The sequence below is a fragment of the Rhodanobacter sp. Soil_C_14 genome (assembly GCF_057657335.1).
The window spans coordinates 656,569-679,699 of sequence record NZ_JBDGIQ010000001.1 but is presented as its reverse complement, the minus strand read 5'-3'; the positions used below and the strand labels follow the sequence as shown (position 1 = coordinate 679,699).

The 23,131-nt window shown below is 63.3% G+C and carries 27 protein-coding genes; all 27 read left to right on the top strand.

The features are described 5' to 3' along the window. Window positions 1-28 precede the first annotated feature (28 nt). The 27 genes from rpoB to rplO all read left to right on the top strand — a co-directional run bounded on the left by rpoB (window position 29) and on the right by rplO (window position 23,130). Complete coding sequence (gene rpoB, locus AC3A56_RS03190) at window positions 29-4,192, top strand: DNA-directed RNA polymerase subunit beta (RefSeq protein WP_487769625.1); 4,164 nt, start codon at window positions 29-31, stop codon at window positions 4,190-4,192. A gap of 130 nt (window positions 4,193-4,322) precedes the next feature. Next, the gene (gene rpoC / locus AC3A56_RS03185; RefSeq protein WP_056714031.1) at window positions 4,323-8,537 is read left to right on the top strand and encodes a DNA-directed RNA polymerase subunit beta'; all 4,215 of its coding nucleotides are present in this window, start codon (window positions 4,323-4,325) and stop codon (window positions 8,535-8,537) included. 177 nt (window positions 8,538-8,714) lie between these two features. Next, window positions 8,715-9,089, top strand: a complete 375-nt coding sequence (gene rpsL / locus AC3A56_RS03180; protein ID WP_007810190.1) for a 30S ribosomal protein S12 — start codon at window positions 8,715-8,717, stop codon at window positions 9,087-9,089. A 69-nt stretch (window positions 9,090-9,158) separates the two neighbouring features. Then, a complete protein-coding gene (rpsG, locus tag AC3A56_RS03175; protein WP_007514548.1) occupies window positions 9,159-9,626 on the top strand; it encodes a 30S ribosomal protein S7 in 468 nt (155 codons plus the stop codon). 166 nt (window positions 9,627-9,792) lie between these two features. Then, window positions 9,793-11,922 carry an elongation factor G gene (fusA, locus tag AC3A56_RS03170; RefSeq protein ID WP_056764596.1) on the top strand — a complete coding sequence of 710 codons (2,130 nt, stop codon included), beginning with the start codon at window positions 9,793-9,795 and terminating at the stop codon, window positions 11,920-11,922. A gap of 120 nt (window positions 11,923-12,042) precedes the next feature. Further along, on the top strand, window positions 12,043-13,233 hold the full coding sequence (gene tuf / locus AC3A56_RS03165) for an elongation factor Tu (RefSeq protein WP_056764501.1): 1,191 nt from the start codon (window positions 12,043-12,045) through the stop codon (window positions 13,231-13,233). A 454-nt stretch (window positions 13,234-13,687) separates the two neighbouring features. After that, complete coding sequence (gene rpsJ, locus AC3A56_RS03160) at window positions 13,688-13,999, top strand: 30S ribosomal protein S10 (protein WP_007082173.1); 312 nt, start codon at window positions 13,688-13,690, stop codon at window positions 13,997-13,999. Between the two features lie 20 nt (window positions 14,000-14,019). Next, window positions 14,020-14,661 (top strand): 50S ribosomal protein L3, encoded by a 642-nt coding sequence (gene rplC, locus AC3A56_RS03155; RefSeq protein WP_007808204.1) that lies wholly within the window; start codon window positions 14,020-14,022, stop codon window positions 14,659-14,661. 11 nt (window positions 14,662-14,672) lie between these two features. Beyond that, a complete protein-coding gene (gene rplD, locus AC3A56_RS03150; RefSeq protein WP_007808203.1) occupies window positions 14,673-15,275 on the top strand; it encodes a 50S ribosomal protein L4 in 603 nt (200 codons plus the stop codon). Next, window positions 15,272-15,565: a 50S ribosomal protein L23 gene (gene rplW / locus AC3A56_RS03145; protein ID WP_007808202.1), complete on the top strand. Its 294-nt coding sequence runs from the start codon at window positions 15,272-15,274 to the stop codon at window positions 15,563-15,565. The genes rplD and rplW overlap by 4 nt, the downstream gene beginning before the upstream one ends. Window positions 15,566-15,582: 17 nt before the next feature. Continuing rightward, complete coding sequence (gene rplB, locus AC3A56_RS03140) at window positions 15,583-16,407, top strand: 50S ribosomal protein L2 (protein ID WP_007808200.1); 825 nt, start codon at window positions 15,583-15,585, stop codon at window positions 16,405-16,407. Between the two features lie 12 nt (window positions 16,408-16,419). Beyond that, a complete protein-coding gene (rpsS, locus tag AC3A56_RS03135; protein WP_007082178.1) occupies window positions 16,420-16,692 on the top strand; it encodes a 30S ribosomal protein S19 in 273 nt (90 codons plus the stop codon). Next, a complete protein-coding gene (gene rplV / locus AC3A56_RS03130) occupies window positions 16,692-17,027 on the top strand; it encodes a 50S ribosomal protein L22 (protein WP_007513348.1) in 336 nt (111 codons plus the stop codon). Before rpsS ends, rplV begins: the two co-directional genes overlap by 1 nt. Before the next feature lie 15 nt (window positions 17,028-17,042). Beyond that, window positions 17,043-17,795 carry a 30S ribosomal protein S3 gene (gene rpsC / locus AC3A56_RS03125; RefSeq protein WP_007808196.1) on the top strand — a complete coding sequence of 251 codons (753 nt, stop codon included), beginning with the start codon at window positions 17,043-17,045 and terminating at the stop codon, window positions 17,793-17,795. 11 nt (window positions 17,796-17,806) lie between these two features. Then, complete coding sequence (gene rplP / locus AC3A56_RS03120; protein ID WP_007808195.1) at window positions 17,807-18,220, top strand: 50S ribosomal protein L16; 414 nt, start codon at window positions 17,807-17,809, stop codon at window positions 18,218-18,220. Next, window positions 18,220-18,405 (top strand): 50S ribosomal protein L29, encoded by a 186-nt coding sequence (gene rpmC, locus AC3A56_RS03115; protein ID WP_007808194.1) that lies wholly within the window; start codon window positions 18,220-18,222, stop codon window positions 18,403-18,405. Before rplP ends, rpmC begins: the two co-directional genes overlap by 1 nt. Window positions 18,406-18,417: 12 nt before the next feature. Further along, window positions 18,418-18,693, top strand: coding sequence for a 30S ribosomal protein S17 (gene rpsQ, locus AC3A56_RS03110; RefSeq protein WP_056714870.1), 276 nt, complete (start codon window positions 18,418-18,420; stop codon window positions 18,691-18,693). A 14-nt stretch (window positions 18,694-18,707) separates the two neighbouring features. Further along, entirely contained in the window at window positions 18,708-19,076 is a 369-nt protein-coding gene (rplN, locus tag AC3A56_RS03105) for a 50S ribosomal protein L14 (RefSeq protein WP_007513359.1), read from the top strand. A gap of 13 nt (window positions 19,077-19,089) precedes the next feature. Beyond that, complete coding sequence (gene rplX / locus AC3A56_RS03100; protein ID WP_007082185.1) at window positions 19,090-19,404, top strand: 50S ribosomal protein L24; 315 nt, start codon at window positions 19,090-19,092, stop codon at window positions 19,402-19,404. Between the two features lie 9 nt (window positions 19,405-19,413). Next, window positions 19,414-19,956 (top strand): 50S ribosomal protein L5, encoded by a 543-nt coding sequence (gene rplE / locus AC3A56_RS03095; protein WP_193385070.1) that lies wholly within the window; start codon window positions 19,414-19,416, stop codon window positions 19,954-19,956. A gap of 12 nt (window positions 19,957-19,968) precedes the next feature. After that, window positions 19,969-20,274, top strand: coding sequence for a 30S ribosomal protein S14 (rpsN, locus tag AC3A56_RS03090; RefSeq protein ID WP_007808191.1), 306 nt, complete (start codon window positions 19,969-19,971; stop codon window positions 20,272-20,274). Window positions 20,275-20,500: 226 nt separating this feature from the next. Beyond that, window positions 20,501-20,896 (top strand): 30S ribosomal protein S8, encoded by a 396-nt coding sequence (gene rpsH, locus AC3A56_RS03085; RefSeq protein ID WP_007808190.1) that lies wholly within the window; start codon window positions 20,501-20,503, stop codon window positions 20,894-20,896. Window positions 20,897-20,907: 11 nt separating this feature from the next. Next, a complete protein-coding gene (gene rplF / locus AC3A56_RS03080) occupies window positions 20,908-21,435 on the top strand; it encodes a 50S ribosomal protein L6 (RefSeq protein WP_056714873.1) in 528 nt (175 codons plus the stop codon). Window positions 21,436-21,533: 98 nt separating this feature from the next. Beyond that, on the top strand, window positions 21,534-21,887 hold the full coding sequence (rplR, locus tag AC3A56_RS03075) for a 50S ribosomal protein L18 (protein ID WP_487769307.1): 354 nt from the start codon (window positions 21,534-21,536) through the stop codon (window positions 21,885-21,887). A 103-nt stretch (window positions 21,888-21,990) separates the two neighbouring features. Further along, window positions 21,991-22,500 (top strand): 30S ribosomal protein S5, encoded by a 510-nt coding sequence (gene rpsE / locus AC3A56_RS03070; protein ID WP_007808187.1) that lies wholly within the window; start codon window positions 21,991-21,993, stop codon window positions 22,498-22,500. Further along, the gene (rpmD, locus tag AC3A56_RS03065) at window positions 22,493-22,693 is read left to right on the top strand and encodes a 50S ribosomal protein L30 (RefSeq protein WP_007808186.1); all 201 of its coding nucleotides are present in this window, start codon (window positions 22,493-22,495) and stop codon (window positions 22,691-22,693) included. Before rpsE ends, rpmD begins: the two co-directional genes overlap by 8 nt. Beyond that, a complete protein-coding gene (gene rplO, locus AC3A56_RS03060) occupies window positions 22,693-23,130 on the top strand; it encodes a 50S ribosomal protein L15 (protein ID WP_200946084.1) in 438 nt (145 codons plus the stop codon). Before rpmD ends, rplO begins: the two co-directional genes overlap by 1 nt. Window position 23,131 lies beyond the last annotated feature (1 nt).

Here is a 23,131-nt window from a genome sequence, read left to right as displayed (position 1 = left end):
GGCGTCACTGCGAACCGAGGCGCTACCGATCATGGCCTACTCGTTTACCGAGAAGAAACGCATCCGCAAGGACTTTGGCAAGCGTCCGCCCGTACTGGGCGTGCCAAACCTGCTGACCATCCAGACTGATTCCTATCGGGAGTTCCTGCAGGAGCATGTTGCGCCGAAACAGCGTGGCGAGAAGGGTCTGCATGCCGCGTTGAAGTCGGTGTTCCCGATTTCCAGCTATTCGGGCAATGCCGCACTCGAGTATGTCGACTACCGCCTCGGCGAGCCGGCGTTCGACGAGCGCGAGTGCCGCAACCGCGGCATGACCTACGGTGCGCCGCTGCGCACCACCGTGCGCCTGGTCATCTATGACAAGGACAGCCCGGCCTCGAAGAAGGTGGTCAAGTACATCAAGGAGCAGGAGGTCTACATGGGCGAGATTCCGCTCATGACCGACACCGGCACCTTCATCATCAACGGCACCGAGCGCGTGATCGTCTCGCAGCTGCATCGTTCGCCGGGCGTGTTCTTCGACCACGACCGCGGCAAGACGCACAGCTCGGGCAAGCTGCTGTTCTCCGCCCGCGTGATCCCCTACCGTGGTTCGTGGCTGGACTTCGAGTTCGATCCGAAGGATGCGCTGTTCACCCGCATCGACCGTCGCCGCAAGTTGCCGGTGACGGTGCTGCTGCGTGCGCTCGGCTACAACAACGAAGAAATGCTCGCCACGTTCTTCGAGCACAACGTGTTCCACCTGGGCAAGAAGGGCGGCACCACGCTGGAGCTCGTCGCCGAGCGCCTGCGCGGCGAGACGCTGTCCTTCGACCTGGCGATCGGCGGCAAGGTGCTGGTGGAAGCCGGCAAGCGCATCACCGCGCGCCACGTGCGTCAGCTGGCCGCGGAGAACATCACCGCGCTGGAAGTGCCGGATGACTACCCGGTCGGCCGCATCGTGGCCACCGACATCGTCGACGCCAAGACCGGCGAGCTGCTGGCCTCGGCCAACGACGAGATCACCGCCGAGCAGATGGAAGCGTTCCGCAAGGCCGGCATCGAGACCGTGCCGACGCTGTACGTCAACGACCTGGATCGCGGCGCCTACATCTCGCACACCCTGCGCATCGACAACACCAAGACGCCGCTGGAGGCGCTGGTGGAAATCTATCGCATGATGCGTCCGGGCGAGCCGCCGACCAAGGATGCCGCGCAGAACCTGTTCTTCAACCTGTTCTTCACCTTCGATCGCTACGACCTGTCGGCCGTGGGCCGGATGAAGTTCAACCGTCGCGTGGGCCGCAAGGAAATCCTCGGCCCGGGCGTGCTGTACGACCACAAGTACTTCAGCGAGCGCAAGGAAGACGAGTCGCAGCGCCTGGTCGCCGAGCAGGGCGAGAGCTCCGACATCCTCGACGTGCTGAAGGTGCTTATCGACATCAAGAACGGTCATGGCACCGTCGACGACATCGACCACCTGGGCAACCGCCGCGTGCGTTCGGTCGGCGAAATGGCCGAGAACACCTTCCGCATCGGCCTGGTCCGTGTGGAGCGTGCGGTGCGCGAGCGCCTGTCGCTGGCCGAGGCCGATGGCCTGACCCCGCAGGACCTGATCAACGCCAAGCCGGTGGCGGCCGCGGTGAAGGAGTTCTTCGGCTCCTCGCAGCTGTCCCAGTTCATGGACCAGAACAACCCGCTGTCGGAAGTCACCCACAAGCGCCGCGTGTCGGCACTTGGGCCGGGCGGCCTGACCCGCGAACGCGCCGGCTTCGAAGTGCGCGACGTGCATCCGACCCATTACGGCCGCGTCTGCACCATCGAAACGCCGGAAGGCCCGAACATCGGCCTGATCAACTCGCTGGCCGTGTATGCCCGCACCAATTCGTATGGCTTCCTCGAGACGCCGTACCGCAAGGTCGCGGGTGGCAAGGTGACCGACAAGGTCGACTACCTGTCGGCGATCGAGGAAGGCGATCACGTGATCGCCCAGGCGAACTCGCCGCTGGACAAGCACGGCGCCTTCATCGAGGACTTCGTGTCCTGCCGTTTCCGTGGCGAATCCGAGCTGCGTCCGGCCGCTGAAGTCGACTACATGGACGTCTCGCCGATGCAGACCGTGTCGGTCGCCGCGGCGCTGGTGCCGTTCCTGGAGCACGACGACGCGAACCGCGCGCTGATGGGCGCGAACATGCAGCGTCAGGCCGTGCCGACCCTGCGTTCGCAGACCCCGCTGGTGGGCACCGGCATCGAGCGCGCCGTGGCGCGCGACTCGGGCGTCATCGTCTCCGCCAAGCGCGGCGGCGTGATCGACCAGGTCGACGCGGCCCGTATCGTGGTGCGCGTGAACGAGGAAGAGGTCGGCGACAACGACGCCGGCGTCGACATCTACACGCTGACCAAGTACACCCGCTCCAACCAGAACACCAACCTGAACCAGCGTCCGCTGGTGAACGTGGGTGACGTGGTGGCGAAGGGCGACACGCTGGCCGACGGTTCGTCGACCGACCTGGGCGAGCTCGCGCTCGGCCAGAACATGCTGATCGCGTTCATGCCGTGGAACGGCTACAACTTCGAAGACTCGATCCTGCTGTCCGAGCGCGTCGTGCAGGAAGACCGCTACACCTCGATCCACATCGAGGAGCTGTCCTGCATCGCGCGCGACACCAAGCTGGGTGCCGAGGAAATCACCGCCGACATCCCGAACGTGGGCGAGCAAGCTCTTGCTCGACTCGACGAGAGCGGCATCGTTTACATCGGTGCCGAGGTCAAGGCCGGTGACATCATGGTCGGCAAGGTCACGCCGAAGGGCGAAAGCCAGCTGACCCCGGAAGAGAAGCTGCTGCGCGCGATCTTCGGCGAGAAGGCGTCCGACGTGAAGGACTCGTCCTTGCGCGTGCCGCCGGGCATGGACGGCACCGTCATCGACGTGCAGGTGTTCACCCGTGACGGCATCGAGAAGGATAAGCGCGCCAAGCAGATCGAGGAAACCGAGGTCAAGCGGATCCGCAAGGATCTGGACGACCAGTTCCGCATCCTCGAAGGCGCGATCTACAGCCGCATGCGCACCCAGTTGCTCGGCAAGTCCGCGATGAGCGGCCCGGGTGGCCTGAAGCGTGGCACCGAGATCACCGACGCCTACCTGGACGGCCTTAAGAAGGACGACTGGTTCAAGATCAACGTCAAGGACGAGGACGTCACCGAATTCCTCGAGCGTGCCGCTGACCAGATCAAGCGCCACCGGGAAGAGTTCGACAAGCGCTTCAAGGAGAAGCAGGGCAAGATCACCCAGGGCGACGACCTCGCGCCGGGCGTGCTGAAGATGGTCAAGGTGTTCCTGGCCGTGAAGCGCCGCATCCAGCCGGGCGACAAGATGGCCGGTCGCCACGGCAACAAGGGCGTGGTGTCGAACGTGGTGCCGGTGGAAGACATGCCGTACATGGCCAACGGCGAGGCGGTGGACATCTGCCTGAACCCGCTGGGCGTGCCGTCGCGCATGAATATCGGCCAGATTCTGGAAGTCCATCTGGGCTGGGCCGCCAAGGGCCTGGGCAAGAAGATCCAGAAGATGCTCGAAGCGCAGGAGAAGGTCGCCAAGATCCGCGAGTTCCTCGACCAGATCTACAACACCCACGTGGCCGGTGCCGTGCAGCACGTCGACCTGAAGTCGCTCACCGACAAGGAGATCTTCGCGCTCGCCACCAACCTGCAGGAAGGCGTGCCGATGGCGACGCCGGTGTTCGACGGTGCCGAAGAGACCGAGATCAAGGCGATGCTGAAGCTGGCGGATCTGCCCGAATCGGGCCAGACCACGCTGTACGACGGCCGCACCGGCGAGGCGTTCGATCGCCCGGTCACCGTGGGCTACATGCATTACCTGAAGCTCAACCACCTGGTTGACGACAAGATGCATGCGCGCTCCACCGGTCCGTATTCGCTGGTCACCCAGCAGCCGCTGGGCGGCAAGGCGCAGTTCGGTGGCCAGCGCTTCGGCGAAATGGAAGTCTGGGCGCTGGAAGCCTACGGCGCGGCTTACACCCTGCAGGAAATGCTGACGGTGAAATCCGACGACGTGCAGGGCCGCAACCAGATGTACAAGAACATCGTCGACGGCAACCACGAGATGTCCGCGGGCATGCCGGAGTCCTTCAACGTGCTGGTGAAGGAAATCCGCTCGCTCGCCATCAACATCGACCTGGAAGAGGCCAAGTGATTGGCGGGATTCGGGAGACGGGATTCGGGACTTGCGAAGGCAGGCCCGGCTCCCGCTCCCGGATCCGGCGAACCTGATCCTGTTCGAATCGCGGACCTCGACCCAAGACAAGCTCCGACCGGAGATTCAAATGAAAGACTTGCTCAACCTCTTCAACCAGCAGCGCGCGACGCCTGACTTCGACGCGATCAAGATCGCGCTCGCGTCGCCGGAGCTGATCCGCTCGTGGTCGTACGGCGAAGTGAAGAAGCCGGAAACCATCAACTACCGCACGTTCAAGCCGGAGCGTGACGGCCTGTTCTGCGCCGCGATCTTCGGGCCGGTGAAGGACTACGAGTGCCTGTGCGGTAAGTACAAGCGCATGAAGCATCGTGGCGTGGTCTGCGAGAAGTGCGGCACCGAAGTGACGCTGGCCAAGGTGCGCCGCGAGCGCATGGGCCACATCGAACTGGCCAGCCCGACCGCGCACATCTGGTTCCTGAAGTCGCTGCCCTCGCGCATCGGCCTGATGCTGGACATGACCCTGCGCGACATCGAGCGCATCCTGTACTTCGAGGCCTTCGTGGTGATCGATGCAGGCATGACCGCGCTCGAGCGCGGCCAGTTGCTCAGCGAAGACCAGTACCTCGAAGCGACCGAAGAGCACGGCGACGAATTCGATGCCCGCATGGGTGCCGAGGCCGTCTTCCACCTGCTGAAGTCGCTGGACCTGCCGGGCGAAGTCATCCGCCTGAAGGAAGAGATCACCTCCACCAACTCCGAGACCAAGCTGAAGCGCCTCACCAAGCGCGTGAAGCTGATCGAGGCGTTCCTGGAATCCGGCAACAAGCCGGAGTGGATGGTGCTGACCGTGCTGCCCGTGCTGCCGCCGGACCTGCGTCCGCTGGTGCCGCTGGACGGTGGCCGTTTCGCCACCTCCGACCTGAACGACCTGTATCGCCGCGTGATCAACCGCAACAACCGTCTGAAGCGGCTGCTCGAGCTCAACGCGCCTGACATCATCGTGCGCAACGAGAAGCGCATGCTGCAGGAATCGGTCGATGCGCTGCTCGACAACGGCCGCCGCGGCCGTGCCATCACCGGCACCAACAAGCGCGCGCTGAAGTCGCTGGCCGACATGATCAAGGGCAAGCAGGGCCGCTTCCGCCAGAACCTGCTGGGCAAGCGCGTGGACTACTCCGGTCGCTCGGTGATCGTGGTCGGTCCGACCCTGCGCCTGCACCAGTGCGGTCTGCCCAAGAAGATGGCGCTTGAGCTGTTCAAGCCGTTCATCTTCGCCAAGCTGCAGGCGCGTGGCGAAGCCACCACCATCAAGGCGGCCAAGAAGCTGGTCGAGCGCGAGGAAGCCCAGGTCTGGGACATCCTCGAAGAGGTGATCCGCGAACATCCGGTCATGCTGAACCGCGCGCCGACCCTGCATCGCCTCGGCATCCAGGCGTTCGAGCCGAAGCTGATCGAAGGCAAGGCGATCCAGCTGCATCCGCTGGTGTGTACCGCGTTCAACGCCGACTTCGACGGCGACCAGATGGCCGTCCATGTGCCGCTGTCGATCGAGGCGCAGCTGGAAGCGCGCACCTTGATGATGTCGACCAACAACATCCTGTCGCCGGCCAACGGCGAGCCGATCATCGTGCCGACGCAGGACGTGGTGCTGGGTCTGTATTACCTGACCCGTGAGCTGATCAACGCCAAGGGCACCGGCATGGTGTTCTCCGGCATCGGCGAGGCGCGTCGTGCGTACGACAACCGCGCGGTGGAGTTGCACGCCAAGGTCAAGGTGCGCATGAAGCTGGTGCACATCGCCGAAGACGGCACCCGCACGCAGCAGACCCGGATCGTCGACACGACGGTGGGTCGTGCCCTGCTGGCCGAAATCATGCCCGAAGGCCTGCCGTTCGAGCTGGCCAACACCGAGTTGACCAAGAAGAACATCTCGCGCCTGATCAACTCCAGCTACCGTCTGCTGGGCCTGAAGGACACGGTCGTGTTCGCCGATCAGCTGATGTACGCCGGCTATCGCTACGCGACCCGTTCGGGCATCTCGATCGGCATCGACGACATGCTGATCCCGGACGAGAAGAAGCCGATCCTGGAAGAAGCCGAGAAGGAAGTCGTCGAGATCCAGCAGCAGTACCAGTCGGGTCTGGTCACCGCCGGCGAGCGCTACAACAAGGTGGTCGACATCTGGTCGCGCACCAGCGAACTGGTCGCCAAGGCGATGATCGACGGCATCGGCACCGAGAAGGTGAAGGATGCCGACGGCAAGATGGTCAACCAGAAGTCGATGAACTCGCTGTACATCATGGCCGACTCCGGCGCCCGTGGTTCGGTGGCGCAGATTCGCCAGCTGGCCGGCATGCGCGGCCTGATGGCCCGTCCGGATGGCTCGATCATCGAGACCCCGATCAAGGCCAACTTCCGCGAAGGCCTGAACGTGCTGCAGTACTTCAACTCGACCCACGGCGCTCGAAAGGGCCTGGCGGATACCGCGTTGAAGACGGCGAACTCCGGTTACCTGACCCGTCGCCTGGTCGACGTGGCGCAGGACGTGGTCATCACCATGGATGACTGCGGCACCGAGGACGGCATCATCATGCAGCCGATCGTCGAAGGTGGCGATGTGGTCGAGCCGTTGCGCGAGCGCGTGCTGGGTCGCGTGGTGGTCGAGGACGTCTACGCCCCCGGCGACGACGACCAGCCGATCGTCACCCGCGACACCCTGCTCAACGAGGCCCTGGTCGAGAAGCTCGACAAGGCCGGCGTGCAGCTGATCAAGGTGCGTTCGCCGATCACCTGCGAAGCCGAGCATGGCGTGTGCAAGCTGTGCTACGGCCGCGACCTGGCCCGTGGCCATCTGGTCAACATGGGTGAAGCCGTGGGCGTGGTGGCCGCGCAGTCGATCGGCGAGCCCGGCACCCAGCTGACCATGCGTACGTTCCACATCGGCGGCGCGGCTTCGCGTGCGGCGGCGGTGGACAACGTGACGGTGAAGACCACCGGCTCGCTGAAGTACAACAACCTGAAGTCGGTGCAGCACAAGGCCGGCCACCTGGTCGCGGTGTCGCGTTCGGGCGAACTGAGCGTGATCGACGCCAGCGGCCGCGAGCGCGAGCGCTACAAGGTGCCGTACGGCGCCACCATCGCGGTCAAGGACGGTGCGGCGGTCAAGCCCGGCCAGACCGTGGCCAACTGGGACCCGCATACCCATCCGATCGTCACCGAGGTGGCCGGCGTGGTGCGCTTCATCGACTTCCTCGATGGCGTCACCGTGCAGAGCCAGACCGACGAGCTGACCGGCCTGGAGTCGGCGGTGGTGACCGATCCGAAGCGCCGCGGCGCGCAGGCGAAGGACCTGCGTCCGATCGTGCGCCTGGAAGATGCCAAGGGTCGCGAGCTGAAGCTGCCGGGTACCGATATCGCCGCGCAGTACTTCCTGCCGGCCGGTGCGATCGTGTCGATCCAGAACGGTGCCGAAGTGGGCGTGGGCGACGTCGTCGCCCGTATCCCGCAGGAATCGTCGAAGACCCGCGACATCACCGGTGGTCTGCCCCGCGTGGCCGACCTGTTCGAGGCACGCAAGCCGAAGGAGCCGGCGATCCTGGCCGAGCGCTCGGGCATCATCAGCTTCGGCAAGGACACCAAGGGCAAGCAGCGCCTGGTGATCAAGGACGTCGACGGCAATGAGCACGAAGAGCTGATTCCGAAGTGGCGCCAGGTCATCGTGTTCGAAGGCGAGCATGTGGAGAAGGGCGAAACCGTCGTCGACGGCGAGCCGAGCCCGCATGACATCCTGCGCCTGCTGGGCGTGGAGCCGCTGGCCTCGTACCTGGTCAAGGAAATCCAGGACGTGTACCGCCTGCAGGGCGTGAAGATCAACGACAAGCACATCGAAGCGATCATTCGCCAGATGCTGCGCAAGGTCGAGATCGTCGAGCCGGGTGACAGTCATTACCTGCGCGGCGAGCAGATCGAGCGCGTGCGGATCAATGGCGAAAACGATCGTGCCGAAAGCAAGGGCGAGCGTCCGGCGCAGTATCAGTCGATCCTGCTGGGCATCACCAAGGCCTCGCTGGCGACCGAGTCGTTCATCTCGGCGGCCTCGTTCCAGGAAACCACCCGCGTCCTTACCGAGGCGGCGGTTCGTGGCACACGCGATACCTTGCGTGGCCTGAAGGAAAATGTTATTGTCGGCCGTCTAATTCCGGCAGGTACAGGCTTGGCGTACCACGCATCGCGTCGTCGCCAGGGCGGTTTGTCCGCCTCGGATCTGGAAACTCTCTCCAGCGCCACGCCTGCAGCTTCGTTCGCCGAGGCTCCGGTCGGTAGTGAAAACGGTGTCGAGTAAGCCCGTTAGGGGTATTGCTCGCTGACATACGAAATGAGGTGCATGGACGCACCTCGTGTTCGGGTCCAGGACGACTGAGCGTTGGCTTGCCTATGGCAGGCTGCTCATGTTAAATTCCCGCTTCTTGGCAGACCGAGCTTGATCGGGCTGCCTTTATGTTTTCAGGAACAGCTACGCATGACGACAGTCAATCAGTTGGTGCGCAAATCGCGCAGCCCCAAGACCTACAAGAGCGGGTCGCCGGCCCTGCAGAGCAGCCCGCAGCGTCGTGGTGTCTGCACCCGCGTCTACACGACCACCCCGAAAAAGCCGAACTCGGCGTTGCGCAAGGTTGCCAAGGTGCGCCTGACCAACGGTTTCGAGGTCATCAGCTACATCGGTGGCGAAGGTCACAACCTGCAGGAGCACTCGGTGGTGCTGATCCGCGGCGGTCGCGTCAAGGACCTGCCCGGTGTGCGTTACCACACGGTGCGCGGCAGCTTGGACTGCGCCGGTGTCACCAAGCGTCGTCAGTCGCGCTCGAAGTACGGCGCCAAGCGCCCGAAGAAGTAATGTCGCGCGGCCCTCGCTGGCCGCTTTACAGGCGGGCAGGAATGTCCGCGAAAATAACGGACAACAAACATGTCGCGTAAAGGTTCACATCCCGCCCGTCTGGTTCTGCCGGATCCCAAGCATGGCAGCCAGCTGATCGCCCGTTTCATCAACATGGTGATGAAGAGCGGCAAGAAGTCGGTCGCCGAGAGCATCGTCTACGGTGCCCTGCAGCACATTGGCGAAAAGAACGCCGAGCCGGTAGCTCTGGTCGAGAAGGCGCTGAACAACATCGCTCCGGCGGTCGAGGTGAAGTCCCGCCGTGTCGGTGGCGCCACCTACCAGGTGCCGGTCGAAGTGCGTCCGGGTCGCCGCATGGCGCTGGCGATGCGCTGGGTCATCGACGCGGCGCGCAAGCGCGGCGAGACCTCGATGCCGCGCAAGCTGGCTGCCGAGCTGCTGGAAGCCTCCGAGAGCCGCGGCGGCGCTGCCAAGAAGCGTGAAGAAACGCACCGCATGGCCGAGGCCAACAAGGCCTTCTCGCACTACCGCTGGTAAGTGCGGTTTCCGTGCCGCCCTCATCGGCGGCACGAGTCGGCTGATGGCTCTTCGCCTCGCCGATGGCGGAAAAAGGATCCGGCGCCCATGCCGGACTTTTCATAAAAGCTGCAGCCGGATGGCTGCGTGAATCCTGGGCAGGATCGCCCGATACAGGTAGATATCCATGGCACGTACCACTCCCCTCGCGCGCTATCGCAACTTCGGCATCATGGCGCACATCGATGCCGGCAAGACCACCACGACCGAGCGCATCCTGTTCTACACCGGTGTCAGTCACAAGATTGGCGAGGTGCACGACGGTGCGGCCACGATGGACTGGATGGAGCAGGAGCAGGAGCGTGGCATCACCATTACGTCGGCGGCAACGACGGCGTTCTGGAAGGGCATGGACGGCTCCATGGAGCAGCACCGCTTCAACATCATCGACACCCCGGGACACGTCGACTTCACCATCGAGGTGGAGCGTTCGCTGCGCGTGCTCGACGGCGCGGTGTTCGTGCTGTGTGCGGTCGGTGGCGTGCAGCCGCAGTCCGAAACGGTATGGCGCCAGGCCAACAAGTACCGGGTGCCGCGTCTTGCGTTCGTCAACAAGATGGACCGCACCGGCGCCAACTTCGACAAGGTCGTCAGCCAGCTGAAGGCTCGCCTGGGCGCGCATCCGGTGCCGATGCAGGTGCCGATCGGTGCCGAAGACGGTTTCGAGGGCGTGGTCGACCTGCTGAAGATGAAGGCGATCATCTGGGACATGGAATCCCAGGGCATGAAGTTCGAGTACCGCGACATCCCGGCGGACCTGGTCGACGTTGCCACCGAGGCGCATGCGTTCATGGTCGAGTCGGCGGCGGAAGCCACCGAAGAGCTGATGAACAAGTACCTGGAAGGCGGCGACCTGTCCGAGGCCGAAGTCATCGCCGGTCTGCGCCAGCGCACGCTGGCCAACGAGATCATCCCGGTGTTCTGCGGTACCGCGTTCAAGAACAAGGGCGTCCAGGCGATGCTCGACGCGGTGGTGCAGCTGCTGCCGTCGCCCGCCGACCGCCCGCCGGTGGCCGGCATCGACGAGGACGACAACGAGGCCAGCCGTCCCGCGGACGACAAGGCGCCGTTCTCCGCGCTGGCATTCAAGATCATGACCGACCCGTTTGTGGGTTCGCTGACCTTCTTCCGTGTCTACTCGGGCACGTTGAACTCCGGCGATGCCGTGTACAACCCGGTCAAGAGCAAGAAGGAGCGCGTGGGCCGCATCCTGCAGATGCACGCCAACGAGCGTCACGAACTGAAGGAAGTGTGTGCTGGCGACATCGCCGCCGCGGTTGGCCTGAAGGACGTGACGACCGGTGACACGCTGTGCTCGCAGGAACACATCATCACCCTGGAGCGGATGTCGTTCCCGGAGCCGGTGATCTCGATGGCGGTCGAGCCGAAGACCAAGTCGGACCAGGAAAAGATGGGCATCGCCCTCGGCCGTCTGGCCGCGGAAGATCCGTCGTTCCGCGTGCGTACCGACGAGGAATCGGGCCAGACCATCATCTCCGGCATGGGCGAGCTGCACCTGGACATCCTGGTCGACCGCATGCGCCGCGAGTTCAACGTCGAGGCGAACGTCGGCAAGCCGCAGGTGGCCTACCGCGAAACGATCCGCCTGGCGGACGTGAAGTCGGACTACAAGCACGCCAAGCAGTCGGGCGGCAAGGGCCAGTACGGTCACGTCGTGATCGAGATGTCGCCGATCAGCGAAGCGGATCGCGCGGACGAGAAGATCGCCGCGCTGATCAAGGACGACTTCCTGTTCATCAACGACATCACCGGTGGCGTGATTCCGAAGGAATTCATCCCGTCGGTCGAAAAGGGTCTGCGCGAGACGATCACCAGCGGTCCGCTGGCCGGCTTCCCGGTGGTGAACGTGAAGGCCAAGCTGGTCTTCGGTTCCTACCATGACGTCGACTCCTCGGAAATGGCGTTCAAGCTCGCTGCGTCGATGGCGTTCAAGCAGGGCTTCAACAAGGCCAGCCCGGTGCTGCTCGAGCCGATCATGAAGGTCGAGATCGTCACCCCCGAGGACTACATGGGCGACGTGATGGGCGACATCAGCAAGCGTCGCGGCATGCTCACCGGCCAGGAAGATACGCCGTCGGGCAAGACCATCAACGCCGAAGTGCCGCTGGGTGAAATGTTCGGTTACGCGACCACGATTCGTTCGCTGACGCAGGGCCGGGCCACCTTCACCATGGAATTCGATCACTACGCCGAGGCGCCGACCAACGTCGCCGAACAGGTGATGAAGAAGGCGTAAGCCGTGCGATCTTCTTGATCGCGTTAGCAGGGATCAAGGCGCGGCACTCGTGTCGTCGCCTCCAACGGCGCCCCTTCGTGGACGCATTATCAAATTCAAGTTATCTCAGAGGTTTGAGTCATGGCAAAGGGTAAATTCGAACGCACCAAGCCGCACGTCAACGTCGGCACGATTGGTCACGTGGACCACGGCAAGACGACGCTGACGGCCGCACTGACGAAGGTCGGGGCGGAACGTTTCGGTGGCGAGTTCAAGGACTACAGCGCGATCGACGCGGCGCCGGAAGAGAAGGCGCGCGGCATCACGATCTCGACCGCCCACGTGGAATACGAGTCGCCGCTGCGCCACTACGCGCACGTGGATTGCCCGGGCCATGCCGACTACGTGAAGAACATGATCACCGGTGCGGCGCAGATGGACGGCGCGATCCTGGTGTGCTCGGCCGCTGATGGCCCGATGCCGCAGACCCGCGAACACATCCTGCTGTCGCGCCAGGTCGGCGTGCCGTACATCGTGGTCTACCTGAACAAGGCGGACATGGTGGACGACGCCGAGCTGCTGGAACTGGTCGAGATGGAAGTGCGCGAACTGCTGTCGAAGTACGAGTTCCCGGGCGACGACACCCCGATGATCCACGGTTCGGCCAAGCTGGCGCTGGAAGGCGACCAGAGCGACATCGGCGTGCCGTCGATCATCAAGCTGGTGGACGCGCTGGACAGCTACATCCCGGAGCCGGTGCGCACGATCGACAAGCCGTTCCTGATGCCGGTGGAAGACGTGTTCTCGATCTCGGGCCGCGGCACCGTGGTGACCGGTCGTATCGAGCGCGGCATCATCAAGGTCGGCGACGAAATCGAAGTGGTCGGTATCCGCGACACGCAGAAGACGACCGTCACGGGCGTGGAAATGTTCCGCAAGCTGCTGGACCAGGGTCAGGCGGGCGACAACGCCGGTCTGCTGCTGCGCGGCCTGAAGCGTGACGACGTGGAGCGTGGCCAGGTGCTGGCCAAGCCGGGCACGATCACCCCGCACACCGACTTCGAGGCCGAGGTCTACGTGCTGTCGAAGGACGAGGGTGGCCGTCATACGCCGTTCTTCAAGGGTTACCGTCCGCAGTTCTACTTCCGCACCACCGACGTGACCGGCGCCTGCCAGTTGCCGGAAGGCGTGGAGATGGTGATGCCGGGTGACAACGTGAAGATGGTGGTGAGTCTGATCCACCCGATCGCGATGGACGAAGGCCTGCGTTTCGCCATCCGCGAAGGCGGCCGCACCGTCGGCGCCGGCGTGGTGGCCAAGGTCATCAAGTAAGAAAAAGCGGGGAACGGGGAACGGAGCGAGCCAAAGCCGCGTTCCCCGTTCCCCGGCACCTGTAAGCCAGTAACCCGATCGGCAAGGTGGTGATCTCCGGATCGCGCTACACCCCCTTCACTTGTTGAAGTTTTGTCGGTATACTTGGCAGCTCACTCGTCAGCCAGACATGTTTTGGCTGACCTACCGCGAAATGAGACACAGGATGTGTTTCGAGTTCGCTGGCCGTGGATCGGCCCTCGCAAGTCGACGTGATGACAGGGCAGATCCTGTCGACACGTCATTTTGCGCGAGATTCGGATTGTGCCAGGCGAGCGTTCCGTTGCTCGCCTGGCGTTTTTCAGAGGGGTCATGCAGTTCACCGCGCGACGCCGATGCAGTGGCAAAAGGTAGTGCGGGGCGGTGAGAAGCCGCTTCGTTTCACATTACGTTCTTTAGACAACAGGACACGGTTATGGCGAACCAGAAGATTCGGATTCGGCTGAAAGCGTACGATCATCGACTGATCGACCGCTCCGCCAGCGAGATCGTCGAGACGGCAAAGCGCACGGGTGCCACGGTACTCGGCCCGATTCCGCTTCCGACCAAGATCGAGCGTTACACCATTCTGACGTCGCCGCACGTCGACAAGGATGCACGCGACCAGTACGAGACCCGTACCCACAAGCGTGTGCTCGATATCGTCGACCCGAACGACAAGACCGTGGACGCGCTCATGAAGCTTGATCTCGCCGCTGGCGTCGATGTTCAGATCAAGCTCGGTTGAGCGACAGACAGGATACGAATATGAGTATCGGATTGGTTGGCCGCAAATGCGGCATGAGCCGGCTCTTCACTGAAGATGGCCGCTCGATTCCGGTGACGCTGATCGAAGCGACGCCGAACCGGGTGACCCAGCTGAAGACGGACGATAACGATGGCTACAGCGCCGTCCAGGTTTCCGCGGGCAGCAAGCGCGCAAACCTCCTGACGCAGCCGCTGAAGGGTCACTACGCGAAGGCGAAGGTCGAGCCGGGTCGTGGCTTGTGGGAATTCCGCGTGTCTGCCGATGACCTCGGCAAGTACGAAGTGGGCGCCGAGATCAAGGCTGACGACGTGTTCACCGTTGGCCAGATCGTCGATGTCGCCGGCGTGTCGAAGGGCAAGGGCTTCCAGGGCACGATCAAGCGCTGGAACTTCAAGATGGGTGATGCCACCCACGGTAACTCGCTGTCGCATCGCGCGCCGGGCTCCATCGGCCAGCGCCAGACCCCGGGCCGCGTGTTCCCGGGCAAGAAGATGTCCGGCCACATGGGTGCGGTCAACCGCACGCAGCAGGGTCTGGAAGTGGTCAAGGTCGACGCCGAGCGTCATCTGATTGCGGTGAAGGGCGCGGTGCCGGGTGCAACCGGTGGCGACGTCATCATCCGCCCGACGACGAAGAGCTGAGGAGAGACGCCATGGAACTCAATGTTATTGGCGCCAAGCCGCTCAGCGTGTCGGACGAAGTGTTCGGCGGCGAGTACAAGAAGGCACTGGTCCACCAGGTCGTGATCGCCTACCAGGCGGCCGGTCGTGCAGGTACCCAGTCGCAGCTGTCGCGCGGCCAGATGTCCGGCACCACCAAGAAGTTCAAGAAGCAGAAGGGCGGTGGCGCCCGTCACGGCGACTATCGCGCTCCGATCTTTGTCGGCGGCGGTCGTGCGTTCGCGGCAAAGCCCCGCAGCTACGAGCAGAAGGTTAACCGCAAGGCCTACCGCGTCGCGATTCGCTCGATCTTCTCCGAGCTGGCCCGTCAGGGTCGCCTGAAGGTCGTCGAGAGCTTCGGCGTCGAGTCCCCGAAGACCTCGTTGATGGTTGCCAAGCTGGCCGAGCTGGAAGTTTCCGGTCGCGTGCTGCTGGTGTCCGAAGACGCCTCCGAGGCAGTGTTCCTGGCTGCCCGCAACATCCCCTACATCCATGTGCTGGATGTGATGGGTCTGAACCCGGTCAGCCTGGTCGGTTCCGACCATGTGGTGATGACGGTTGACGCCGTGAAGAAGGTCGAGGAGTGGCTGGCATGAACAACGAACGCATTCTCGACACGCTGCGCGCGCCGCACATCTCCGAGAAATCGGCGCGTCTCGCCGAGCACAACCAGTACGTATTCGTGGTCGCCCCCACGGCAACCAAGGCCGATGTCCGTTCTGCCGTGGAGAAGCTGTTCGACGTCAAGGTCGAACAGGTGAACCTCGTCAACACCAAGGGCAAGGTCAAAGCCTTTCGTCAACGCGCTGGCAGCCGCCAGGGCAAGCGCAAGGCCTACGTGCGTCTTGCCGATGGCCAGACCATCGACGTCGCCGCCAAGGCCTGAGCCAGGAGTTCTGTGAGATGGCACTAATCAACCACAAGCCGACCTCGCCGGGTCGTCGCGACGCAGTCAGCGTCAAGACGGAAGGCCTGTACAAGGGCGCGCCGTACGCGGCGTTGACCGAGTCACAGTCCCGCACCGGCGGCCGCAACCACCACGGTCGCATCACCGTGCGTCATCGTGGCGGCGGTCACAAGCAGCATTACCGCATCATCGATTTCAAGCGCGACAAGGAAGGCATCGCCGCCCGCGTCGAGCGCATCGAATACGATCCGAACCGCACCGCGCACATCGCGTTGCTGTGCTACGCCGACGGCGAGCGTCGTTACATCATCGCGCCGAAGGGCGTGCAGGTGGACGATCGCCTGGTGTCCGGTCGTGACGCGCCGATCAAGGCTGGCAACTGCCTGCAGCTGCGCAACATCCCGATGGGCAGCACCATTCACTGCATCGAACTGCGTCCGGGCAAGGGCGCGCAGATCGCCCGCAGCGCCGGCGCCTCCGTGCAGCTGGTGGCCCGCGAGTCCGGCTACGCCACGTTGCGTCTTCGCTCCGGCGAGATGCGTCGCGTCTCGGTCGATTGCCGCGCCACCATCGGTGAAGTCGGCAACGGCGAGCACAGCCTGAAGAAGCTCGGCAAGGCCGGCGCCAAGCGCTGGCTGGGTATTCGCCCGACCGTTCGCGGTGTGGTGATGAACCCGGTCGACCATCCGCACGGTGGTGGTGAAGGCAAGACCTCCGGCGGTCGTCATCCGGTCAGCCCGTGGGGCACGCCGGCCAAGGGTTACAAGACCCGTAACAACAAGCGCACGCAGCAGTTCATCGTGCGTCGTCGTACCAAGTAACAGGAAGCCGACATGCCTCGCTCTTTGAAGAAAGGTCCGTTCGTCGACCTTCACCTCGTAAAGAAGGTGGAAGCTGCGGTTTCCGCCAACAACAAGCGCCCGATCAAGACCTGGTCGCGTCGCTCGATGATCCTGCCGGAAATGGTCGGCTTGACCATCGCCATCCACAACGGCCGTCAGCACGTGCCCGTCCTGATCAACGAGAACATGGTCGGGCACAAGCTCGGCGAGTTCGCGGTGACCCGCACGTTCAAAGGCCATGTCGGCGACAAGAAGGGCAAGTGATGAGCACTGAAGCCAAAGCGATCCTGCGCGGCGCCCGCATTTCGGCGCAAAAGGCACGCCTGGTGGCTGATCTCGTCCGCGGGCTTCCCGTGGGCCGGGCCAGCGACGTGCTCACCTATACCAACAAGAAGGCCGCACACCTTGTCCGCAAGGTGCTGCTGTCGGCCGTCGCCAACGCCGAGAACAATCTCGGCGCCGACGTCGACGAGCTGAAAGTGGCCAGCATCTTCGTCGACGAAGGTCCGGCGATGAAGCGCATGTATGCCCGCGCCAAAGGCCGCGGTTCGCGCATTCTCAAGCGCACCAGCCACATCACTGTGGTTGTTGGTAACTGACCGGGGACATAGACGATGGGTCATAAAGTTCATCCCACCGGTATCCGCCTCGGCATTGCCAAGGACTGGAACTCGAAGTGGTACGCCAACAAGGGCGATTACGCGAAGTATCTCGTGGCCGACATCAAGGTCCGCGACATGCTGAAGAAGAAGCTGGCTGCCGCCGGCATCTCGAAGATCCAGATCGAGCGTCCGGCCAAGACCGCACGCGTGACGATCCACACCGCCCGTCCGGGCGTGGTGATCGGCAAGAAGGGCGAGGATATCGAGAAGCTGCGCAAGGAAGTCAGCGACATGATGGGCGTTCCGACGCACATCAACGTCAATGAAGTGCGCAAGCCCGAGCTGGACGCGCAGCTGGTTGCCGAGTCGATCGCGCAGCAGCTGGAGCGTCGCATCATGTTCCGCCGCGCGATGAAGCGCTCGGTCGGCAACGCGATGCGCCTGGGCGCCCTGGGCATCAAGATCAACGTTTCCGGTCGTCTGAACGGTGCCGAGATCGCCCGTTCCGAGTGGGCTCGCGAAGGTCGGGTGCCGCTGCACACGCTGCGCGCCGACATCGACTACGGCACGGCCGAGGCGAAAACCACCTACGGCATCATCGGCATCAAGGTCTGGGTCTACAAGGGCGAGATCTTCGATCTGGCCGCTGCCAGCCAGGAGTCGAAGGACGAGCCGTCGCAGCCGCGCCGCGAAGGTGGCGAAGGTCGTCGTAACGATTCGCGTCGCGAGGCCGGTGACGGCCGCCGCGAGCGGTCTGCGAAGTAAGGAGAGTTGCCATGTTGCAACCTAAGCGAACCAAATACCGCAAGCAGTTCAAGGGCCGCAACGACGGTCTGGCTCAGTGCTCCAACCTCGTCAGCTTTGGCGAGTACGGCCTGAAGGCGACGACCCACGGTGCGCTCACCGCGCGCCAGATCGAAGCCGCCCGTCGTTGCATCACCCGCTTCGTCAAGCGTGGCGGCAAGTTGTGGATCCGTGTGTTCCCCGACAAGCCGATCACCAAGAAGCCCATCGAAGTCCGCATGGGCGCCGGCAAGGGCAGCGTCGAGTTCTGGGTCGCTCCGATCCAGCCTGGTCGCATGCTTTACGAGATCGAGGGCGTCGACGAGACGACGGCACGCGAGGCGTTCCGCCTGGCCGCCGCCAAGCTCTCGGTGCAGACCCAGTTTGTGACCCGGGCGGTGATGTGATGGCCAGCAAAGATATCAACAACCAGTCGGCCGACGAGCTGAAGCAGCATCTGTTGGACCTGCGCAAGGAGCAGTTCAATCTGCGCATGCAGAAGGGTTCCGGCCAGCTTACCCAGCCGCACCAGCTGCGCCGCGTTCGGCGCGACATCGCCCGCACGAAGTTCGTGCTCGGCAGCAAGAAGTAAGGGACGGCCGACATGAGCGACAACCAGATTCAATCTGACAAGAAGCAGACGCGTACCCTCGAAGGTCGCGTCACCAGCAACAAGATGGACAAGACGGTTACCGTCCTGGTCGAGCGTCAGGAGCAGCATTGGCTGCTCGGCAAGATCATCCGCCGGTCGACCAAGCTGCATGCGCAGGACGACCTGGGTGCGAACGAGGGTGACCTCGTGCGTATCGCCGAGTGCCGTCCATTGTCCAAGACCAAACATCACCGCGTGGTCGAGATCATCACGCGCGCCAACGTCTAAGGGAGGGTGCAGACATGATCCAGATGCAAAGCACGCTTTCCGCAGCGGACAACAGCGGCGCGAAGGAATTGATGTGCATCAAGGTGCTCGGCGGCTCCAAGCGTCGTTACGCCGCGATCGGTGACGTCATCAAGGTCACCGTGAAGGATGCGATTCCCCGCGGCAAGGTCAAGAAGGGCGAGGTGTACAATGCCGTGGTGGTTCGCACCGCCAAGGGTGTCCGCCGTCCCGATGGTTCGCTGATCCGTTTCGACGGCAATGCAGCGGTCCTCCTCAACAACAAGCTCGAGCCGATCGGCACCCGTATTTTCGGGCCGGTCACCCGCGAGCTGCGCAGCGAGAAGTTCATGAAGATCGTCTCGCTTGCGCCCGAAGTGCTCTGAGCGGAGTCAAGATATGAACCGTATCCGCAAGGGTGATCAGGTCCTCGTGATCACCGGCAAGAACAAGGGTCAGCGCGGCGACGTGCTGCGTGTTGCAGGCGAGCGTGTATTCGTCTCCAACGTGAACCTGGTCAAGCGCCACACCAAGCCGAATCCGCAGGCCAATCAGGCCGGTGGCATCGTCGAGCGTGAGGCCTCGATCCATCTCTCCAATGTGCAGCTGTTCAACCCCGCCACGAACAAGGGTGAACGCGTCGGCACCAAAACGCTCGAAGATGGGCGCAAGGTCCGCGTGTTCCGTTCGAATGGCGAGGTCGTGGACGCGTAAGGAATCACGATCATGACCCGCCTCGAAAATTTCTACAAAGAGAAGGTAGTCGCCAAGCTCACCGAGCAGTTCGGCTACCAGAACGTGATGCAGGTTCCCCGCATCACCAAGATCACGCTGAACATGGGCGTGGGTGAAGCTGCCGGCAACAAGAAGATCCTGGAGAACGCCGTGGCCGACATGGCCAAGCTCTCGGGTCAGAAGCCGATCACGACCAAGGCCCGCGTTTCGGTGGCCTCGTTCAAGATCCGCGACGGCTGGCCGATCGGCTGCAAGGTCACCTTGCGTCGCGCCCAGATGTGGGAGTTCATGGATCGCCTGATCAACATCTCGCTGCCGCGCGTGCGCGACTTCCGTGGTGTCTCGGCGAAGGCCTTCGACGGCCGTGGCAACTACAACTTCGGCATCAAGGAACAGATCATCTTCCCTGAGATCGACTTCGACCAGGTTGACGCGCTGCGCGGCATGGATATCTCCATCGCCACCACCGCCAAGACCGACGAAGAGGCGAAAGCCCTGCTGGCAGCGTTCAGCTTCCCGTTCCGCAACTGATAGGCGTTATCCATGGCCAAGACATCAATGGTGAACCGCGATATCAAGCGGACCAAACTCGTCGAGAAGTTCGCCGCCAAGCGCGCCGAGCTGAAGGCGATCGTGCTGAGCCCCAAGGCCTCCTACGAGGAGAAGATGGAAGCTCAGACCAAGCTGCAGAAGCTGCCGCGCGATGCGAGTCCGGTGCGCCAGCGGACCCGTTGCGCGCTGACCGGTCGTCCGCGTGCGGTCTATGCGAAGTTCGGCCTGGGCCGCAACAAGCTGCGTGAAGCGACCATGCGCGGCGACGTGCCGGGTCTGCGCAAGGCCAGCTGGTAACCCAACAACGTTCCGCACTGGCGGGCGGGCAGATTGCCCGCCTCGTCGTGGTCGGCCGCAACGGTTGTTGCGGCTGCCGGATGCGACTACCGCATCGCTATTCGCCAAAACCTGAAATTGCTGTTATAGTCGGCGGTCTGCGCAACGCAGGCTGGCGTCTTGCCAGCTCACAATCTGATTGATTTCCGGTTTTATCGGATATCGGTGCACTCTGAAGGATGTTTTCATGAGCATGACTGATCCCATCGCCGATCTGTTCACGCGCGTCCGCAATGCCCAGGCCATGGGCAAGCCGACCGTGCGTATGCCGTCGTCGAAACTGAAGGTGGCGATCGCCGACCTTCTCAAGAACGAGGGCTACATCCTCGACGCCAAGACTTCCGCCGAGGAAGGCAAGCCGGTGCTCGAGATCAAGCTCAAGTATTTCGAGGGCCAGCCGGCCATCGAGCGCATTTCCCGTGTCAGCCGTTCCGGCCTGCGTGTATACCGCGGCAAGGACGAGCTGCCGAAGGTCCTCGGTGGCCTGGGTATCTCGATCATCTCGACTTCCGCTGGTCTGTTGACCGATGCGCAGGCCCGTGCCAAGGGTCTGGGCGGCGAAGTCATCGGCCAAGTGGCATAAGGAGTCCTTCGATGTCACGTGTTGCCAAACAACCCATTTCCCTGCCGAAGGGCGTCGAGCTGACCGTCGGCAACGACCAGATCTCGGTGAAAGGCCCGAAGGGCACCCTGTCCGTGCATCACCTGCCGGGCGTCACCGTTGCAGTCGAAAACGGTGTGGCGAACATCAGCCTGGACGAGGGCGCCGACGACAAGTTCGGCGGTACCGCTCGTGCGCTGCTGGCCAACATGGTCACCGGTGTGTCCACCGGCTACGAGCGCAAGCTCGAGCTGGTCGGCGTCGGCTATCGCGTTTCCATGGCCGGCAAGTCGCTGAACCTGAGCCTGGGCTTCTCGCACCCGGTGGTCTTCGAGGCGCCGGAAGGCATCAGCATCGAAACCCCGACGCAGACCGAAGTCCTTATCAAGGGCGCGGACAAGCAGGTGGTGGGCCAAGTTGCTGCCAAGATTCGCGGTTTCCGTCCGCCGGAACCCTACAAGGGCAAGGGCGTGCGCTACTCCGGCGAGAAGATCACCCTGAAGGAAGCCAAGAAGGCATAAAGGCGCTGTCCCTGCGCGAAGACCGGCCATCCATGGCTGGACTCTTCACCAAGAGCAGTTACCAGCCATTTGCCGATCCGCTTTCGAGGAACTGAGAAATGAACAAGAACGAAAATCGCCTGCGCCGCGCCAAGTCCACGCGTTCGCACATCCGCAAGCTGGCCGTCGCCCGCCTGTCGGTGCATCGCACGGGCCAGCACATTTACGCCCAGGTGTTCGACGCCTCCGGCACGAACGTGGTGGCTGCCGCTTCCACCGTGCAGAAGTCGGTCTCCGAGGGGCTCAAGGGCACCAAGAATCTCACCGCCGCCGCGGCAGTGGGCAAGGCCGTCGCTGAGCGCGCCATGGCAGCGGGCATCGAGTCGGTCGCCTTCGACCGTTCGGGCTTCCGCTACCACGGTCGCATCAAGGCGCTGGCCGAAGCCGCCCGTGAGGCCGGTCTGAAGTTCTGAGTAGCACCGGGTCGGGTCATCCCGATTTCCACTGCGTCACCTACAACTCCAAGCGGCTCAGCCGCAAGCAAAGTCCCGGTATTCCGGGCACATGGAAAAGAACATGTCTTCTACCGATCGCGAAAATTCCGACGGCCTGCTGGAAAAGTTGATTGCCGTCAACCGTGTGGCCAAGACCGTCAAGGGCGGCCGCCAGATGAGCTTCACCGCACTGACTGTCGTCGGTGACGGCGAGGGCAAGGTGGGTTTTGGTTATGGCAAGGCGCGTGAAGTGCCGGTGGCCATTTCCAAGGCCATGGAGCGCGCCCGTCGCCAGATGGTCGACATCGAGCTGAACAACGGTACGTTGTGGTATGCCGTCAAGGCGAATCACGGCGCGGCCCGCGTCTACATGCAGCCGGCCTCCGAAGGTACCGGCGTGATCGCCGGCGGCGCCATGCGTGCCGTGCTGGAAGTGGTCGGCGTGAAGAACGTGCTGGCCAAGGCCGTGGGTTCGCGCAACCCGATCAACCTGGTGCGCGCGACCATCAAGGGCCTGCAGGCGGTCGCCTCGCCCAAGAAGATCGCCGCCAAGCGTGGCAAGACCCTGGATGAGGTGTTGGGTAATGGCTAAGAAGAACGAAACCGCCGCCGCCACGGTGCGCGTGCGCCTGGTCAAGGGCCTGCGCGGCGTGCAGGCTCGTCATCGCCTCAGCGTCAAGGCGCTGGGCCTGGGCAAGCTCAATGACGTCCGCGAGTTGAAGGACAGTCCGCAGGTTCGTGGCCTGATCAACACGGTCTACTACCTGGTCCGGGTCGAGGAGTAATCATCATGCGTTTGAATGACATCAAGCCGGCCGCCGGTTCCCGCAAGTCGCGTCTGCGCGTCGCTCGCGGTATCGGTTCGGGCATGGGCAAGACCGCCGGTCGCGGTCACAAGGGTCAGCATGCCCGCGCGGGCGGCACCCACAAGTTCGGTTTCGAAGGCGGCCAGATGCCGCTGAACCGCCGGATGCCGAAGATCGGTTTCCGTTCCAAGAAGCTGGTCGCGAGCCAGGAAGTGTTCCTGTACCAGCTGGCCAACCTCAAGGCTGACGTGATCGACGTCGTCGTGCTGCATCAGGCTGGCCTGATCAACAGCCGCGCGAAGCGGGTCAAGGTCGTCCTCAAGGGTGAAATCGGTCGCGCGGTGAAGTTGTCTGGTCTGCTGGCTACCGCCGGCGCCAAGGCAGCCATCGAGGCGGCCGGCGGCAGCGTGGAGTAAG

Excerpts from the sequence above, each read along its gene's own strand:
- rpoC (WP_056714031.1), top strand. The coding sequence starts at position 4,323 with ATGAAAGACTTGCTCAACCTCTTCAACCAGCAGCGCGCGACGCCTGAC.
- rpsL (WP_007810190.1), top strand. The coding sequence starts at position 8,715 with ATGACGACAGTCAATCAGTTGGTGCGCAAATCGCGCAGCCCCAAGACC.
- rpsG (WP_007514548.1), top strand. The coding sequence starts at position 9,159 with ATGTCGCGTAAAGGTTCACATCCCGCCCGTCTGGTTCTGCCGGATCCC.
- fusA (WP_056764596.1), top strand. The coding sequence starts at position 9,793 with ATGGCACGTACCACTCCCCTCGCGCGCTATCGCAACTTCGGCATCATG.
- tuf (WP_056764501.1), top strand. The coding sequence starts at position 12,043 with ATGGCAAAGGGTAAATTCGAACGCACCAAGCCGCACGTCAACGTCGGC.
- rpsJ (WP_007082173.1), top strand. The coding sequence starts at position 13,688 with ATGGCGAACCAGAAGATTCGGATTCGGCTGAAAGCGTACGATCATCGA.
- rplC (WP_007808204.1), top strand. The coding sequence starts at position 14,020 with ATGAGTATCGGATTGGTTGGCCGCAAATGCGGCATGAGCCGGCTCTTC.
- rplD (WP_007808203.1), top strand. The coding sequence starts at position 14,673 with ATGGAACTCAATGTTATTGGCGCCAAGCCGCTCAGCGTGTCGGACGAA.
- rplW (WP_007808202.1), top strand. The coding sequence starts at position 15,272 with ATGAACAACGAACGCATTCTCGACACGCTGCGCGCGCCGCACATCTCC.
- rplB (WP_007808200.1), top strand. The coding sequence starts at position 15,583 with ATGGCACTAATCAACCACAAGCCGACCTCGCCGGGTCGTCGCGACGCA.
- rpsS (WP_007082178.1), top strand. The coding sequence starts at position 16,420 with ATGCCTCGCTCTTTGAAGAAAGGTCCGTTCGTCGACCTTCACCTCGTA.
- rplV (WP_007513348.1), top strand. The coding sequence starts at position 16,692 with ATGAGCACTGAAGCCAAAGCGATCCTGCGCGGCGCCCGCATTTCGGCG.
- rpsC (WP_007808196.1), top strand. The coding sequence starts at position 17,043 with ATGGGTCATAAAGTTCATCCCACCGGTATCCGCCTCGGCATTGCCAAG.
- rplP (WP_007808195.1), top strand. The coding sequence starts at position 17,807 with ATGTTGCAACCTAAGCGAACCAAATACCGCAAGCAGTTCAAGGGCCGC.
- rpmC (WP_007808194.1), top strand. The coding sequence starts at position 18,220 with ATGGCCAGCAAAGATATCAACAACCAGTCGGCCGACGAGCTGAAGCAG.
- rpsQ (WP_056714870.1), top strand. The coding sequence starts at position 18,418 with ATGAGCGACAACCAGATTCAATCTGACAAGAAGCAGACGCGTACCCTC.
- rplN (WP_007513359.1), top strand. The coding sequence starts at position 18,708 with ATGATCCAGATGCAAAGCACGCTTTCCGCAGCGGACAACAGCGGCGCG.
- rplX (WP_007082185.1), top strand. The coding sequence starts at position 19,090 with ATGAACCGTATCCGCAAGGGTGATCAGGTCCTCGTGATCACCGGCAAG.
- rpsN (WP_007808191.1), top strand. The coding sequence starts at position 19,969 with ATGGCCAAGACATCAATGGTGAACCGCGATATCAAGCGGACCAAACTC.
- rpsH (WP_007808190.1), top strand. The coding sequence starts at position 20,501 with ATGAGCATGACTGATCCCATCGCCGATCTGTTCACGCGCGTCCGCAAT.
- rplF (WP_056714873.1), top strand. The coding sequence starts at position 20,908 with ATGTCACGTGTTGCCAAACAACCCATTTCCCTGCCGAAGGGCGTCGAG.
- rplR (WP_487769307.1), top strand. The coding sequence starts at position 21,534 with ATGAACAAGAACGAAAATCGCCTGCGCCGCGCCAAGTCCACGCGTTCG.
- rpsE (WP_007808187.1), top strand. The coding sequence starts at position 21,991 with ATGTCTTCTACCGATCGCGAAAATTCCGACGGCCTGCTGGAAAAGTTG.
- rpmD (WP_007808186.1), top strand. The coding sequence starts at position 22,493 with ATGGCTAAGAAGAACGAAACCGCCGCCGCCACGGTGCGCGTGCGCCTG.